The following is a 16367-nucleotide window of genomic DNA, read 5'->3' as shown; positions in this document are numbered from 1 at the left end:
TGCCTCCGCATTCGTTATCGGAACCACTCGCAATAAGTTCAAACTGTCATTGGTTGCCGAATAATGGTTTTCCATTTTTCAGGCGCAGCCTTTCGAATATCGCTCAAATAAATTTCGTGATGAATGCCAGATAAGGCTCCCCGGCTTTCAATATAATCATGCACCTTGGCAACAGATGGCCCTTCTTCAGAGAATGGGCCAATATGCAGTAGCTGTGCACACAAGCCTTCGTTATAAGTTTCAAAACGCACACTAGACAAGGCAGCCAACTTCTTTTTACGAGCAACTTCAGCAACAGCTTTTTCAACCAGATCAGGTGTAATAGAATCCGGTTGCATAATCATCATAGTCCATTTCCAGTCGGCTTTATTGTCAACGCTGAATGAAGCCATATCATCAGCCCACCACAAACCTTCTAACGGCATAACACCATAATCAATTGCCAGCTCGCCTTTTTTGACCATAAATTTCAGCGTGTAGGATAAAGTAAACAAGGCCTCAACCGCAGCAGCATAGGCAGGCGAGGTATTAGGGTCACCCTCGCCATCTATCATAAAATAATTGAGTGGCGGTACTTCTACGCTGACAACTTCTTTCGAGCTGGTTTGATACAAATTTTTATAATGCTTTTTGAAATCAAGCTTTTCCATTTTTTGCCTCTTTATTATTTTTAAACCCGCGATGAATACAGTAAGTCACAACTGCGCATTAATCTCTCTGCAACTTGGCAGTCAAATCATTGGCGATAGGAACTGAAGTATGTTCATGAACTATTTTCCATTGAGCCGCATATCGCTTTAGCGCCCAGGTGAAGCGATTCTGCATTGACCGCAACTCTTTATTATCAAGTGATATAGCCGCATAGGTTCCCACTGCGGTAAGTACGGCAATTTCTTCCGTCCCGGTGATTTGAACATCGTCAAAATTTACAGTGACGCGCTCGTCACCTAAAGAACCAAACCAGTTCTCAATAACAGGGCGACGCGATTCCAGATCTTCAAATACCCAAACACCCCAGGTATCAAAAACCCTGGAGGATGTATCATATAACGATAGAAATTTTACGGCATCTTTTTCAAAAACTGCCGCTTTATATAACTCCAACAGTTGCGCTATTTCATTTTTATTTAAGGCCATGTAAATTTCCTCACTTTATAAATACACATCAAATGACTATTAATCCGTAAACTGCAACTTAGCCAATCGCGCATACAAGGGGCTCTCAACCAACAATTGCGCATGAGTGCCCTCTGCTACTATTTCCCCTGCCTCCATTACCACAATTCTATCTGCGGCTTGCACTGTAGCCAAACGATGAGCAATCACTAAGGTTGTGCGATTGTGCGCTGCGTTATCCAACGCCTGTTGAACTTGGCGTTCACTTTCCGCATCAAGTGCGCTAGTAGCTTCATCCAATAATAAAATTGGTGGGTTACTTAAAATTGCACGTGCAATCGAAATACGTTGGCGCTGGCCGCCGGATAAACGCACACCGCGCTCACCAAGAAAGGTATCGTAGCCTTGCGGTAAGGCTTCAATAAATTCGCTTGCTGCTGCCATTTTCGCTGCTTGCTTTACTTCTTCCAAAGTTGCATTGGTATTGCCGTAGCGAATATTGTCTAGCACGCTGCCTGCAAAAATGACGGTTTCCTGTAGAACCACGCTGAAAGGTTCGCGCGCATCTTTGAAAGTTAAATCGCGTAGATCAACGCCGTTGAAACGCACCACACCAGATTGTGGATCATAAAAACGGAATAACAATTGGAACAAGGTTGTTTTACCAGCGCCCGATGGCCCTACCAGTGCAACATGTTCGCCGTGGCGAATTTTTAACGAGAAGTTTTTTAACGAAAGCGTGTCCGGGCGAGATGGATAGGAAAAATTTACGTTTTCAAACTCGATACCTTCGCCATATGCCGGTAATTTTTTCGGTTGCTGGGTTTCCACCACGGGTGACTGGATATGTAACAATTCCATTAAGCGTTCAGTCGCGCCCGCTGCGCGCTGTAAATCGCCCCACACTTCGGTAATCGCGCCAATTGCACCTGCAGTCACAACAGCGTAAATAATAAATTGTGATAGTTGCCCACCTGTCATTTGGTTTGACAAAACCGCTTGGGCGCCAAGCCATAATACAAATGAAATAGCACCGAAAATTAATACAATTACCACAACAGTTAGCATTGAGCGCGCGCGAATACGCGAGAGTGCTGTTTGAAATGCATTTTCAACCGATAAATCAAAGCGCACGCTTTCGCGATCTTCCTGAGTGTAGGATTGCACCGTCGGCATTGCATTTAATACTTCGCCTGCAACTGCGCTGGAGTCTGCGACACGATCCTGGCTGTCCTTCGACAGCCTGCGTACTTTTCTGCCGAACAATAAAATTGGAGCAATTACAAAAACCAGGGTTACTAAAATGTATCCGGCCAACTTTGGACTGGTAACTATCAGCATGGCAATGCCGCCGATCAACATAAACAAGTTGCGCAAACCCATAGACAGGCTGGTGCCCACTACGGTTTGAATTAAAGTGGTATCTGTTGTTAAACGCGAAAGCACTTCGCCGGTTTTGGTGATTTCAAAAAATTGCGGACTCATGCGTAAAATATGAGAATAAATCGCGCTGCGAATATCGGCGGTTACGCGTTCGCCCAACCAGGATACAAAATAAAATCGCAAGGCTGTTGCCACCGCTAAGATTATCGACAAACCAAATAGCAAAATAAAATAGCGATTCAAATGTTCGCTATGCCCGGATGAAAAACCCGAATCAATTAAATAGCGAAACGCTACCGGTAAAGTGAGTGTGGTACCAGCGGCAACGGCCAAAGCGATAAATGTCCATATCCAGCGCAGCCAATAAGGCTTTACAAACGGAAGCAAACCCAACAGAGGGCTTAAGCGTTTAGGAATAGGCAAAGCGGTAGATTCGGACATATGGATTTCCAAAAAATTATTTTACAGGCCTGCCATTATTCGCAACACAACACCTAGAGCTGCACCCACTAACAAAACTATAAATGCAAGCGCGCTTATGGCATAACCACGACTGCGCGCCTCTGCATTGCGTGAGTAACTGAATGCATAATCAATGCGGCCAATTAACCACACCACACCTACCAGGCCCGCCCATAAGGGACTTACGTAATGACTGAACAACCAAAGGGCCGGCAAAAATAAAATTAGATTTTCCAGGGTATTCATTTGTACGCGAAAGACGCGCTCAAATTCCTGATTACCGGTTGTAGCAGGTGCTTTAATTCCGTATTTAGTTCGGGCATAGCCGACATAAAGAACAATCACAAAAAATAACACTAGCGAAAGCAAAGTAATGATTGCCGGAAAATGCATTGCCATAAAAACTCCTTAGCGGGGGAAAATGAAATCTTAAGAAGAGTGGGGACAATTTGAAGGGAAATCAATGATTCACGGCTTGGAGACTAACCAAAGTGACAAATCGGTGACTTTTGTCAACGCACTCTACCCCCATTCGCCACAACAAAACTTAACACTTTAACTGCTTAATATATAAAAAGAGGTGCATCTAAAATCAAGGTTATGCCATCTAAGGGATTGACCTTAATCATTTCGTCAAAATTCATTCAAGGAGAAATAAAGATGCGATTTGCTGTTCTGCTATTCATTGCGCTATCCGTATTTTCAACCCCTACATTTGCAGCAAACACGTCCTCGCCACTTGCGGTTGTTAATAAACGAATGGATGCTTACAACAAACACGACCTAAAATCCTTTTTGGATACCTATGCAGAAAATATTGAGGTTTATACCTACCCAACCACATCGCTTGCAAAGGGTAAGGAACATTTGAAGTCCATTTTTGAGCCAATGTTTAAAGAGGGTGTTGTGCATGTGACCATTCATACGCAACTAGAAAATGATAGCTATGTTATCAACCATGAAACTGTGGAATATCTTGGTAAGAAAACTAAATATATTTCAATTTATAAAGTTGAAAACAATTTGATTACCGAAGTACGTTTTGTCAGAGATTAACGCATTGCATCAAACCATGGTTTGACCGGGTTAATACCAGATTTTTATAGGAGCTTATAATGGATGAAAGCAAAGGTTTAGCCGCTGCTGCGTTACTGGTATTTTCTATGGGTGTCATTAGCCAATGGGCTTTTGGATTTTATACGGCGAGTTACTATGATTCCTCCGCAGCGAAAAATATTAGTCATGCTCACAAGGATTTTTTAACCGTTAATTTTCGGTGTCATTTAACCCGCTTAAAAGCTCAGCTGCAAAAATAAAGGGGATGTATGTCCCCTTTTATAATCCATTCACGACTACCCAAGCTTAACCCTTTGGGTTTTTCGCTCTCGCCATAAAATAAATTCCGCAACGGCAATATTGACTAAAAAGCCAATCCACATTCCTAACGCAACCGTAAAATCGCTGGGCATACCATAAAGTAGATAAGCGGGAATAAAAAATATGCGCATGGTAGATATCGCCAACCCTATAGCGAAAGCGCGAATCATCCACGCTCGGTGACGCGCTATTTCCCGGCGCAAAATTGCTCGTAGCGCAACAATTAATGTAAAGATTTGCGCAAGACTGAACACATATACGGCAATACTTTTGAATAATCCGCCGAACGGTGGAAACATTATGTTAATTGCAATTGCAGATACAGCAGTTATAAATCCGCAGGCAATAAAAATTCGCCCGCTAATACGATGCGCCTTGGGCCAGCGCGATCTTATGGACGAAATAAATTGCAGCGGCCCTAAAACCAAAAAAAGAAACCCTGGAATTATATGAAAACTGATTAAAAGCGCGTGTTTAACATAGTGCGCATCGGCTGGGTCAGACGGTATAACGCCGCTTAATAAGGAACCAAAGGTAATAAGCATGCGATCAACCGCAGAATAAATTGCCAGCGCACCCAGAAACCAAAGAGTGGGCGCGACCCAACCGAGAGTAAATTTCTTTTGCATGGAAAATTCCTTGTTATGAATAATCTGAAGTTCGAGCCTTTTTGAAAAAGGCAGAACTCTTAACACGGAATCAATAGACGAAAAAAAAGACGCTTTGGATGCGTCTTTTTTTTAAACACTTCAATTTACTCTGGTTTCCGTAAATGGCTTTTACGAATACCGTAAGCAAAATAAATGACCAGACCAACCGCCAACCATAAAACAAAACGTAAATGCGTTTGCCATGGCAGAGGAATAATCAAGAGCGCGCAGGAGATAACACCTAAGACCGACAACACTATTCCGTAAGGCATTTTAAAAGGTCGTTTCAAATCAGGATGCGTGAAACGCAACACAATAACACCAATGCAAACCAACACGAAGGCTGTAAGCGTGCCTATGTTGACCAGCTCTGCTAGAGCGTTAAGCGGAATAAATCCAGCCATAACAGCCATGATTAATCCGCAAATAACGGTGTTTTTTACCGGGGTTTGGGTTTTGGAATTTACACTGGCGAAGAAGGGTGAAACCAAACCATCGCGCGACATGGCAGTAAGAATTCGAGTCAAAGCGTAATAAAGCACCAACATAACAGTTGTTAAGCCGGCGATAACACCTGTTGCCACTAACGCAGATGCCCAGTTAACACCAACACGCTGCAAACCAAATGCAACGGGCGATGAAACATTTAATTCTTTATAGGAAACCATGCCCGTTAATACACCAGACACAATAATATAAATGAGTGTGCAGAAAATGAGTGAGCAGAGAATACCAATGGGAATATCGCGTTGCGGTTTGTTTGCTTCTGCGGTGGCAGTAGATACCGCATCAAACCCTACGTAGGCAAAAAACACGACAGATGCACCGGCAAAAATTCCGAGAGGTTTACCCAACTCATCGTGCGAAAACCAACCAAAAGGAATAAAGGGACTCCAGTTTTCTGGATTGATATGAAAAATACCAACGGATAAAAAAATTACAATCGCCATAAGTTTTACAAATACCATGGCCGTGTTTATTTTTGCGCTCTCCTTAACGCCCACAATCAGCATAATCATTAAAACAAAAATAATTCCGAAAGCAGGAAGGTTGACGATTCCACCGTCCGGCAAACCCGTTGCTGCATTAACAGCGAAAGGGCCTTTGGTCAGGTAATCAGGCAAGCCCAAACCAATCGCGTGCAAGGCATTATTAAAATAACCCGCCCAACCATTGGCCACCGCCGCCGTTGCAACTCCGTATTCCAAAATCAAATCCCAACCGATAATCCACGCGATGAATTCGCCGAAAGCCGCGTAGGAATATCCATAAGCACTACCCGCGCCGCCAACGCTTGACGCCAATTCCGCATAAGCGAGCGCAGCAAATGCACAGGCCAAACCGGCAAGTACAAATGAAATAATGACAGCTGGCCCGGACGTTGTTGCGGCGGCAACACCCGTTAGCACAAAAATGCCAGTCCCTATGATGGCGCCTATGCCCATTAATGTTAAATCGAATGCACTTAAACAGCGCTTTAAGCCAATGTTGTCTACATCATCTACCACTGCCTTTTTGCGCAGTAATGCATTCAAAAACGAGCCATGTGCCATCTTATTCTCCGGATTTTTTTCCAATAGGCTTTATTTATAAAATTTAATTAGTTTTTATTAAAAAAAAGAATTGAATATTTTGAACTGAGCAACACTTGTGCCACGGATTTACCTAACGTTTTATTATTTTGCTTCTACAATAATGACAGATTATTTAAAAATCTGACGTTTTTCCGATCAAACACCGAGCGCTTCGTTAGCAGGATTATTTGGCACCCGGTGTGCTTTATAAAATAAGGCTTTATCTTAAAGCCATTTGGCTTAGTAGAAATGGAAATCGAGATGTCCGCCAGAAAAAGTTATACCGATGTTTCGTTTAGTGTTTGGCTAGCGCTTAGCCTATTTGCTGCGCTAGTGATCACGTTTATTACCTATGTCCACTCTGAAAAACAGGTTGATATTGCTAACGACCAGCGCAATCTATCGCTCCAATATGCCGATGAGTTACGGCAGTCTTCCGATGATTTGACGCGCATGGTGCGCAGTTACGCGGCAACTGGCAACCCCATCTATAAACAATATTACCAAGATATTGTGGCTATTCGCGACGGCAACTTGCCCAGACCCCACAATTATCAAAACAATTATTGGCATTTAGCACTTATCGCCGGCAAACCCAAGGCAGCTCCAAACGAACGCAAAATAGCCCTCTTGGAACTAATACGTGAGGCAGGTGCGAATGAGGAAGAACTACGCACACTTTATGACGCTAAAGCCAACGCTGATGTACTGACTACAGCCGAACTCAACGCCATAAACCTGATTGACAATGCAGGTACTGGTGCCGAAGGGGAGGAGAACCGCCGCAAGGCCTTATCATTCTTATTTGGTCACAGCTATGACCAAGCCAAAGCAGCCATCATTGTTCCAATCGATAAGTTCTACAGACAAATAGATTCCCGCACCCGGCATGCCCTTATTCAGTCCAAAGAAACCCTCGCATTCACACGGCTTACGCTCATCGGATTCGGCGTTAGCCTGGCCGTGCTTTTATGGCGCATAAGCCAAATCCTACGCATTACCCTGGGCGGCTCGGTCGCCGAGGTTTATACCCAGATTGCACGTTTGGGTAAGGGCGATTTTTCTGCTCCAATTTCTGTTAATGCCAACCGGAAAAACAGTGTCTTGGGCTGGCTGGCTGAAACCCAGCAAAATTTACGCACAATGCTACAGCAGCGCCTGACCGCTGAAGATGCGCAAGCAGAGAGCGATAAGCGCTATCGCATACTGTTTGACAGCTGCCCTATTGGCATCAATATTGTCTCGCCGAACCCCGACGACTTCTTAATTGATGGTAATCCTGCTTTTCTTAGGTTACTGGGTTACACCAGGGATGAATTGCGTCAGTTGCGCCCTAAAGATGTGGTCACACCGGCAGAACTTGATCTGGTAGATCCTGCTTTGGAGAAAATAGCCTCGGGCGCACCTTACTTCCGCGAATGGTTGTTACTGCGCAAGGACGGCTCGAGCTTTCCCGCCGACATCATAGCGACCACTTTGCCCGATGGAACTCTCATGTCTATCGCTATAGACATTACCGAACGCAAACAAGCGGAAGAGAAGCTGCGCAGAAGCGAAGAAAATCTTGCAATCACCCTGCAATCTATTGGTGACGCGGTAATCGCAACCGATGCCGCAGGCCGCATTACCCGAATGAATCCTACCGCTGAGCGGCTGACCGGATGGAAGTTAACTGACGCCATTGGGCAGCCTTTAACCGAGGTTTTCCGCATCATCAGCGCCTACACGCGTGAAATAGCGAATAATCCGGTACAACAGGTTATCGAAAGCGGCCAAATTGTCGGCATGGCGAACCACACCACACTCATCGCCCGGGACGGAATTGAATACCAAATTGCCGATAGCGCCGCTCCTATTCGCGATTCAGCGGGAACGATTATCGGTATAGTCCTGGTGTTCAGCGATGTCACCGCGAGATACCAATCTGAAGCCGCGTTGCGTCGTGCGGATGAGCGATTCCGCCGCACCTTCAAGCTCATTCCCAACCCCTTAACACTGCAAAACATTGACGGAGTTATGATTGATTGCAGCGATAATTTTTGTGAAGCGACAGGCTATACACGCGAAGAAGTTATTGGGCGCACCACCGTGGAGTTGGGTCTTTGGGTCAATCCACTTGAACGGGAGAACATGCGGCAGCACCTGCTCAGTGAAGGCAAAATCGATAACTTCGAGTTCCAACTGCGCCGGCGAAACGGCGACATTCGTTTTATCCAATTGTCTGCGCGCTTCATCAGCCAGCAACCGGAACCGCTGCTGCTCGCCGTTGCCCACGACATTACCGAACGCAAGCTGGCAGAAGAAGCGGTTCGCCAAAACGAGCGCTTTATTGCCACACTGGCGCACAACATTCCCGGCATGGTGTCGCACTGGACCAAAGATTTACGCTGCAACTTCGCCAACAAAGAATATTTGACCTGGTTTGGTAAAACGATTGAGGAAGTCTACAGATCCAAACCGCAAGACATCATCGGCGAAGCTTTATACCGTGAAAATGAACCCTATATGCTCGCCGCATTGGCCGGCACTGCACAAAGTTTTGAGCGTGTAATTCCGCGCCCGGGTGGCAGCCGCTACGTGTGGACGCAATACATTCCCGATGTTGAAAACGGCCAGGTTGAGGGCCTGTTTGTAGTCGTGATGGATATTACCAAGCGCAAACTCGCCGAGCTGGCGCTGCAAGAATCCCTGCAACACACCCAAGCGATTCTGGACAATATGTTCGACGGTGTTATCACCATTAACACCGAAGGTGTGATTGAATCTTTCAACGTCGCTGCCAGTAAAATTTTTGGATACACGTCTGCTGAAGTCTTGGGGCGCAATGTCACTGAGCTAATGCCCAGCCATTTTAAAAGCCAACACGAAGCTTACCTGCATCGCCACAACCAATCTTTAGATGGCCCGGTACTCAACACCTTGCGCGAAGTGGAAGGTCAACGCAAAGACGGCGAAATTTTCCCCATGAGCTTGTCGATTTCTAAAATTTTGCGCGCGGGTAAAGTAACTTTTGTTGGGCTTGTACGCGATATCAGCCAACAGCGGCAGGATGAGGAAGAAATTTATCGCCTGGCGTTTTACGATCCACTCACCAACCTGCCTAATCGCCGTTTACTTTACGACCGTTTGCAGCAGGCCATGATTACCTCTAGCCGCACTGACCAACACGGCGCCTTGATGTTTTTGGATCTGGATTATTTCAAACAGCTCAACGACAGCCTTGGTCACGATTTAGGGGATGTGTTGCTGCAACAAGTTGCAACGCGACTGCAAAGTTGCGGACGCGAAGGCGATACTGTGGCGCGCATGGGCGGTGACGAATTTGTAATGTTGATTGAAGCCCTCAGCCCCTACCCCAACGAGGCTGCTTCACAAGCGGAAATGATTGCCCACAAAGTATTAAAAGCCCTTTCGCACCCTTATACACTGCGCGACCATTCCTATGTAATTACCCCGAGCATTGGCATTGTGGTGTTCCTGCACCAAACCGATTCTATGGAAGAGTTGCTTAAAAAAGCCGACGTCGCCATGTATCAAGCCAAAACCGCAGGCCGCAATACGGCGCGCTTTTTTGATCCCACTATGCAAGCTGCCGTTTCAGTTCGAATCGAACTGGAAAAAAGTATGCGCAAAGCCTTGGAGCGGCAGGAATTTATTTTGCACTACCAATTGCAGGTTGATCGCACGGGCTCACCCATAGGTGTAGAAGCACTGGTGCGCTGGAAACATTCACAACATGGCATGATTTCGCCTGCTGCGTTTATTCCCTTAGCGGAAGAAACTGGAATGATTTTGCCACTCGGACAATGGGTATTGGAAACTGCCTGCATGCAATTGGTGGAGTGGGCAAAATCACCGCAAACAGCTAATTGGTGCATGGCGGTGAATGTTAGTGTTATTCAATTTGCCCATCCGGATTTTGTTGCAACAGTAACGACTGCACTGCAAAAAACCGGCGCCAATCCTCATCACCTTAAACTTGAACTCACCGAAAGCATGTTGGCAAAAGATGTGGAAGAAGTGATCGTCAAAATGGTTGAAATAAAAACCCTGGGCGTCACCTTCTCGCTCGATGATTTCGGTACGGGTTATTCATCTTTATCTTATTTAAAACGCTTGCCACTTGATCAACTAAAAATTGATCAATCTTTTGTGCGCGATTTACTCACCGACAACAACGACGCAACAATTGCACGAACCGTTGTTGCACTTGGGCATAGTTTGGGATTGCGAGTAATTGCAGAAGGGGTAGAAACTGCCGAGCAGCGTGATGCGCTAGCCGAAATGGGATGCGATGCTTACCAAGGCTACTATTTTGCGCGACCAGTGGGGATAAATGATTTAAAAACTACAATCAATAATCTCCCATAATGACGCGTCATCAGGGCTCTTGTTTAATCATAAACCCAGCGTTTTTCTTTGGAGATATAGATAGATATGCCAAATAACCCGTCTGCCACTTGAAAGCTAAAACCATCAGGGTCTGCAATGTAATTACATTCCTCGGCATCATAGCGCCATGAAAACGAAGGCTTTTCAAAATCATTAATAGCCGAGGGATAAATGCCATGTTTGGCTTGATAGCTTTCTATTTGTGGAATGTAGTTAGAGCAGAACTTCTGGTAATTCCTGAAGCCATTGGTGACTAAATAATAAATAAACAGGAAATAGATTAATCCCAAAAATAACACAATACCGCAAAGTAAAATCAGTTTCTTTTTATGTTTCACCAGCCACATGCTAATCATTAGCCAACCAAACCAAACTCGCCATACGCCCGGTGGTTTTATCGCGGCGATAAGAATAAAAATCCTCAGCTTGCGCGTAGGTACAGTAATTCCCGCCGTATATTTTTGTTACGCCTAACGCATTTAATTCAGCGCGTGCCAGCGCGTAAATATCTGCATAAAAATGTAACGGGCGCTGCGCAGAAATAAAAGCCTTGGCGATTGCATCTGCATGGGCTGGGTTGCGTGCTGCTTTGAAAAAAGCCTCCAACACATCCACCCCCACTTCAAAATTAGGTTGCGAAATTGCGGGACCTAAATAAGCGAGAACATTTTCCGGTGAAGCAGAAAATTTTGCGAGTGCACGTTCGGTAATACCTTTGGCAAGGCTGCGCCAACCGCAGTGAATCGCAGCGACTTCTGTGCCTTTTTCATCGCACAATAAAATCGGCAAACAATCTGCCGTCATCACCAAACAGGCTTGGCCCTTTTCATTGCTATAACTGCCATCGGCAGTGCGTACCAAGCCATCACTTTTCGCGTTGACAACTTTTATGCCGTGAATTTGTTCAAGCCATTGAGGACTTTGAATTAAACCTAACTCATCACAAAGCGCTGAACGATTTTGCGTAACAGCTTGTGCGTCATCCCCCACGTGCAAACCAAAATTATTGCTTTCATAAGGCGCACGACTAACACCACCTTTGCGAGTGGTGATACAGGCTTTTACATTTGCCGGTGCAGCCCAATTGGGAATAATGTGGTTGGTCTTATCCATGATGAAGAAATAATTATCTATGTTGAATTATTTAAGCAGGCAATCGTCATCCCCGTAGGGGATCCAGTGACTTTGCTTTTGACTTTAAAGGCGCTGGATCCCCGCTAGCCAGGGGGCGCAGCTGAGGATGACGACTCTCTACTTAAGCTATTTAATCCTTCGGTTCATGCTCATAACCATGCTTGAGCGCTTCTAACAGATTTTTAAAATCCTCGGGTAGCGGCGCTGTCCATTCGGTGTATTCGCCGGTACCCGGATGCTCCAAACCTAACTTGGCCGCATGCAATGCCTGACGCGGGAAAGCTTTTAGCGCTTCAACCAAATGCTCGTTAGCACCCTTGGGAATTTTAAAACTCTTGCCGTAAGTTTTATCGCCCACCAGAGCAAAACCAATATGCGCCATGTGCACACGAATTTGGTGCGTACGGCCCGTTTCGAGTTTTACTTTAATGTGGGTGTGATGCGGAAAACGCGTCGCAACACGATAGTGAGTCACGGCGCGCTTACCACCCTGGCTCAGCACCGCCATCAATTTGCGGTGAATCGGGTGGCGTCCCATAGGAGCGTTTACGGTTCCACCACCGGTCATAGCGCCTACAGCGACGGCTTCGTATTCGCGGCTTACGGTGCGGTCAGCTAGTTGGGCGACCAAATCAGTGTGAGCCTCTAAAGTCTTGGCGACAACCATCAAGCCAGTGGTTTCTTTGTCCAGGCGATGCACAATCCCTGCACGCGGCAGGTTAATCAATTCAGGGATGTGATTAAGCAAAGCATTAACCAAGGTACCCGTGTAATTGCCAGCTGCAGGGTGAACTACTAAGCCAGCTTGTTTGTTGATGATCAGCAAATCTTCATCTTCGTGGACTATATCCAGCGTGATCTCTTCTGGTTGCCAATCGCCCTGGGCTTCCAGTTCTGCATTCAAATCAAGGGTTTCACCGCCGATCAACTTGTCTTTCGGCTTACCTAATTTGCCGTTGACCTTGAGTTGGCCATCTTTAATCCAACTTTGTAAGCGTGAACGCGAGAAATCAGGGAACAACTCTGAGGCCGCTTGGTCGAAGCGCAACCCACTCATGGAGAATGGCACTTGCACACTAAGTTCAAAAACATCTTTCATTTAGAAGTAAAACCTCAGTTTAAAAACGAATGCCGCTTTGGTATCGGCAAGCTCTGTGTTTAAATACGCCGCTAAAAGAACGCGTCAAAACTATTACGCTCGACTATATATCGTTAAAAGCCAACAAAAAATACTCGTTTACTCCGTGTAAACTCCGTTTTTTTGCTGACTTTTGCCTCATCTAGCCTTCGCTCATGACGTTTTGGCACCTTCTTTCTGCTTATTTCAATGATGATAAAAATCTATCACCAAACTATTTGAGTTAACTTTTTATGCTTAAGCGATTTTTGCCCCTTGCTCTGATTGCCTCACTTGCGCTGCTGACCGCATGCTCTTCCAGTGACAAGAAAGAGGAGAAGTTCACCAGCGAGGCCGATCTTTACAATGCCGCCGAAGAACAGCTGGAACACGAGCAGTGGGAAACCGCTATCAAGAACCTGCAAAAGTTGGAAGAGAACTTCCCTTTTGGAGCCTACGCCGAACAAGGCCAGCTTGAGCTGATTTACGCTTACTTCAATAACAACAAGCCCGATGAAGCTATCGCCACGGCGAACCGCTTTATTCGCTTGCATCCGCAACACCGCAATGTTGACTACGCCTATTACATGATGGGCCTAAGCTCATTCACCAAAGACAAGGGCATGTTCGAGCGTGTTATGCCGACCGACATGACCAAGCGCGACCCGGGTGATGCGCGTGAATCTTTGGCCAACTTTACCCAGCTTCTTAACCGTTTTCCTGACAGCCCTTACGCTGCCGACGCCAAGAAGCGTATGTTGTTCCTACGCAATGGTTTGGCCCGTTACGAAGTACACGTAGCTAACTATTACTTCAAACGCCAAGCTTATGTTGCCGCTATTAGCCGTGGCCGCTATGTGATCGAAAACTATCCACAAGCTCCAGCTACTCCGGACGCACTGGCCGTTATGGTACAGGGTTATCACCTGCTCGGCATGCAAGATCGTGCAGATGAAGTTTTAGGCGTGCTCCGCACCAACTATCCAAACTTCCCCGCACTCAACAAAAAAGGTGAGTTTGACTACGATTACGCCTTCCAGGATCACGAGCGCAATCTTCTGGGCTCTATCACCCTGGGCTTGTTTACCAAACAAGAAACCATTGGTTTTGATACCCGCGAGCTTTACGACGCTCAATATCAAAAGGCACCGCGTGTAGCTAAATAAGTTAGCGCGATGGTTTAAAAAAAGCGGGTTAGCCCGCTTTTTTTGTGCCTGGGATTTGTCCCAGACTGGAAAAATCTGTCCTTCAGTTTAGAAGGGAGTCGTCATCCTCGCGTAGCCTGCGGCTGTGCTAAACGGCTTTCCTCGGCAATTGCTTCTTAACAATCGTAGGCTTGGTCACTCACGCCATCCTTGGCGTTCGCCCTTCGGGCAGCCTGCGGCTGTGCTAAACGGCTTTCCTCGGCAATTGCTTCTTAACAATCGTAGGCTTGGTCACTCACGCCATCCTTGGCGTTCGCCCTTCGGGCAGCCTGCGGCTGTGCTAAACGGCTTTCCTGCCGTTTAGTCTCCCATCTTCCAACCGGATGTGATTGGGTATCTCCGATCCCGGCCAAACCCGCGCTGGCTAATGCGTATCCCCACCGGTGCCTGGCGACGTTTGTATTCATTCACATCAACCAAACGCACGGCGCGCTCAACCTGGTCACGGGCGAAGCCTTTGGCGATAATCGCTTCTGCGCTTAAGTCTTGCTCTACATACCAGTAGAGAATTTGGTCCAAAATATCGTAAGGCGGCAAGCTGTCTTCGTCTTTTTGGTCGGGAGCCAATTCTGCTGACGGCGGACGGGTAATTACCGTTGTGGGAATAACTTCGCCTAAGGTGTTACGGTATTTCGCCAGTGCGAACACCAGAGTTTTCGGCACGTCTTTAAGAGCATCAAAACCGCCCGCCATATCGCCATAGAGCGTTGAGTAGCCCACAGCCATTTCTGATTTGTTGCCGGTAGTCAGAACTAAATAGCCTTTCTTGTTGGAGATTGCCATCAGGAGTACACCGCGGCAGCGCGCCTGCAGGTTTTCTTCTGTGGTGTCGCGTTTGGTGCCCGCAAATTCTTCGGCTAGCTGCGCCATAAAAGCTTCGTACATGGGTTCAATGCTTATTGAGCTGTAGCGCACGCCCATACGGCGCGCCTGCTCGGCGGCATCATCTTTACTTAAATCTGAGGTGTAGCGGAACGGCATCATCACAGCTTCTACGCGATCTGCGCCCAGAGCATCCACCGCCATAGCCAGCGTAAGAGCGGAATCAATCCCTCCCGACAGACCTAGCACCACGCCTTTAAAGCGGTTTTTGTTGACGTAATCGCGCATTCCCAATACGAGAGCCTGATAAACCGCTTCGTGATTATTGGGGATTGCGGCCAAGGCTTGCGGCGGCACCACCACGCCTTGGTCGACCTGAATATCTACTGAAAATAGTGCTTCGTCGTAGGCGGGAGCGCGGAATTGGGTTTTGCCTTGGGCATCTACAACCACTGAGCCACCGTCAAACACTAGCTCATCCTGACCGCCAACCAAATTAACGTAAACCACCGGCATAGCGCCTTCTTGCGCACGCGCCGCCACAATAGCTTCGCGCTCTGATTGTTTGCCCTGATGGTAGGGCGAGGCATTGAGGTTAAGCATTAGCTGCGCACCGGCAGCCTTTGCTTGCGCCATCGGCTCTGGAAACCAAATATCTTCACAGATGGTTAGGGCGCTGGGCACACCTTTAAGATTAAACATACAAGCCTTACTACCGGCACTGAAATAACGCTTCTCATCAAAAACCTGGTAATTGGGCAAACAATGTTTGGCATATTCCGCAATTAACTCGCCCGCCTGAATCACGCCTGCCATATTGAATAATTTGCCGTCGACGCGCTTGGGGTAACCCACAATCACTGCCAACGGCAGATTGGCAGCTTTGATTTCCGATAGGGCTCGCTCAATTCGCAAATCCAGGCTCGGGCGCAACAGCAAATCCTCAGGTGGATAGCCTGTTAGTGTTAGCTCGGGGAAAATCACCGCGTCAGCGTGGAGCTCACCCACAGCACGGCGTGCGAACTCAATAACTTTTTGGGTGTTGCCCGGAATATCACCAACGTAGGTATTCAACTGCGCCAACGCAATAATCAGTGAGGACATGGCAGAAATCTCTAAACGTTTTTACGAAATC

14 protein-coding genes are annotated in these 16367 nt (G+C 46.6%); 4 read left to right on the top strand and 10 right to left on the bottom strand.

Annotation, left to right across the window (positions count from 1 at the left end; all coding sequences use genetic code 11):
* Positions 1-38 precede the first annotated feature (38 nt).
* From IE104_RS12015 to IE104_RS12000, 4 genes are read right to left on the bottom strand one after another with little or no spacing between them, the layout of a single operon-like run.
* Positions 39-650 carry a GyrI-like domain-containing protein gene (locus tag IE104_RS12015; RefSeq protein ID WP_189418881.1) on the bottom strand — a complete coding sequence of 204 codons (612 nt, stop codon included), beginning with the start codon at positions 648-650 and terminating at the stop codon, positions 39-41.
* A gap of 58 nt (positions 651-708) precedes the next feature.
* Entirely contained in the window at positions 709-1137 is a 429-nt protein-coding gene (locus IE104_RS12010; RefSeq protein WP_189418879.1) for a YybH family protein, read from the bottom strand.
* A gap of 39 nt (positions 1138-1176) precedes the next feature.
* Positions 1177-2940 carry an ABC transporter transmembrane domain-containing protein gene (locus IE104_RS12005; RefSeq protein WP_189418877.1) on the bottom strand — a complete coding sequence of 588 codons (1764 nt, stop codon included), beginning with the start codon at positions 2938-2940 and terminating at the stop codon, positions 1177-1179.
* Between the two features lie 21 nt (positions 2941-2961).
* Positions 2962-3360 (bottom strand): MAPEG family protein, encoded by a 399-nt coding sequence (locus tag IE104_RS12000; RefSeq protein WP_189418875.1) that lies wholly within the window; start codon positions 3358-3360, stop codon positions 2962-2964.
* A 261-nt stretch (positions 3361-3621) separates the two neighbouring features.
* On the opposite strand from IE104_RS12000, the gene IE104_RS11995 reads away from it, so the two are divergent.
* Complete coding sequence (locus IE104_RS11995; RefSeq protein ID WP_189418873.1) at positions 3622-4017, top strand: nuclear transport factor 2 family protein; 396 nt, start codon at positions 3622-3624, stop codon at positions 4015-4017.
* Between the two features lie 59 nt (positions 4018-4076).
* Positions 4077-4277, top strand: coding sequence for a hypothetical protein (locus IE104_RS11990; protein WP_189418872.1), 201 nt, complete (start codon positions 4077-4079; stop codon positions 4275-4277).
* Positions 4278-4313: 36 nt separating this feature from the next.
* Here the strand turns inward: IE104_RS11990 and IE104_RS11985 are convergent, their stop codons facing one another.
* Positions 4314-4967, bottom strand: coding sequence for a DUF2306 domain-containing protein (locus IE104_RS11985; protein WP_189418870.1), 654 nt, complete (start codon positions 4965-4967; stop codon positions 4314-4316).
* Between the two features lie 125 nt (positions 4968-5092).
* Positions 5093-6541 (bottom strand): amino acid permease, encoded by a 1449-nt coding sequence (locus IE104_RS11980; protein ID WP_189418868.1) that lies wholly within the window; start codon positions 6539-6541, stop codon positions 5093-5095.
* Positions 6542-6823: 282 nt separating this feature from the next.
* On the opposite strand from IE104_RS11980, the gene IE104_RS11975 reads away from it, so the two are divergent.
* The gene (locus IE104_RS11975; protein ID WP_189418866.1) at positions 6824-10933 is read left to right on the top strand and encodes a PAS domain S-box protein; all 4110 of its coding nucleotides are present in this window, start codon (positions 6824-6826) and stop codon (positions 10931-10933) included.
* A gap of 23 nt (positions 10934-10956) precedes the next feature.
* Here the strand turns inward: IE104_RS11975 and IE104_RS11970 are convergent, their stop codons facing one another.
* The 3 genes from IE104_RS11970 to rluD all read right to left on the bottom strand — a co-directional run bounded on the left by IE104_RS11970 (position 10957) and on the right by rluD (position 13187).
* Complete coding sequence (locus IE104_RS11970) at positions 10957-11310, bottom strand: hypothetical protein (RefSeq protein ID WP_189418864.1); 354 nt, start codon at positions 11308-11310, stop codon at positions 10957-10959.
* The gene (gene pgeF / locus IE104_RS11965) at positions 11303-12067 is read right to left on the bottom strand and encodes a peptidoglycan editing factor PgeF (RefSeq protein ID WP_189418862.1); all 765 of its coding nucleotides are present in this window, start codon (positions 12065-12067) and stop codon (positions 11303-11305) included. The genes IE104_RS11970 and pgeF overlap by 8 nt, the downstream gene beginning before the upstream one ends.
* Positions 12068-12218: 151 nt before the next feature.
* The gene (gene rluD, locus IE104_RS11960) at positions 12219-13187 is read right to left on the bottom strand and encodes a 23S rRNA pseudouridine(1911/1915/1917) synthase RluD (protein WP_189418861.1); all 969 of its coding nucleotides are present in this window, start codon (positions 13185-13187) and stop codon (positions 12219-12221) included.
* 272 nt (positions 13188-13459) lie between these two features.
* Here rluD and IE104_RS11955 point away from each other — a divergent pair, with 272 nt between their 5' ends.
* Positions 13460-14371 carry an outer membrane protein assembly factor BamD gene (locus IE104_RS11955; protein WP_189418859.1) on the top strand — a complete coding sequence of 304 codons (912 nt, stop codon included), beginning with the start codon at positions 13460-13462 and terminating at the stop codon, positions 14369-14371.
* A 339-nt stretch (positions 14372-14710) separates the two neighbouring features.
* Here the strand turns inward: IE104_RS11955 and IE104_RS11950 are convergent, their stop codons facing one another.
* A complete protein-coding gene (locus tag IE104_RS11950) occupies positions 14711-16336 on the bottom strand; it encodes an NAD+ synthase (RefSeq protein ID WP_189418857.1) in 1626 nt (541 codons plus the stop codon).
* Positions 16337-16367 lie beyond the last annotated feature (31 nt).

The organism is Cellvibrio zantedeschiae (assembly GCF_014652535.1).
Classification (GTDB): domain Bacteria; phylum Pseudomonadota; class Gammaproteobacteria; order Pseudomonadales; family Cellvibrionaceae; genus Cellvibrio; species Cellvibrio zantedeschiae.
This window is presented reverse-complemented; position numbering and strand designations above follow the sequence as displayed.